Origin of the sequence: Micromonospora sp. DH13 (genome assembly GCF_020873825.1) — a bacterium.
Taxonomy (GTDB): domain Bacteria; phylum Actinomycetota; class Actinomycetes; order Mycobacteriales; family Micromonosporaceae; genus Micromonospora; species Micromonospora haikouensis.
This window is the reverse complement of sequence record NZ_JAHWGR010000153.1, coordinates 1-201: the sequence shown is the minus strand read 5'-3', so window position 1 is coordinate 201 and position 201 is coordinate 1. Positions and strand designations below refer to the sequence as shown.

Here is a 201-nt window from a genome sequence, read left to right as displayed (position 1 = left end):
CACGGCGTCGGTGTGGCCGTGGAGCTCGCCGGCGGGTTGCAGGCTGTTGGGGTCCCACAGCCGCACTACCCTGTCGCCGCCGGCGGTGACGAGCAGGATGGTGCCGTCCGGCCGGGTCCACGTCCCCACCGCGTACACGAAGTCGGTGTGGCCGTGGAGCTCGCCGGCGGGTTGCAGGCTGTTGGGGTCCCACAGCCGCAC

1 pseudogene is annotated in these 201 nt (G+C 73.1%); it reads right to left on the bottom strand.

What is annotated here, in order from left to right:
- Positions 1-201: pseudogene (locus tag LPA42_RS33660) on the bottom strand (WD40 repeat domain-containing protein); the annotation flags it as partial.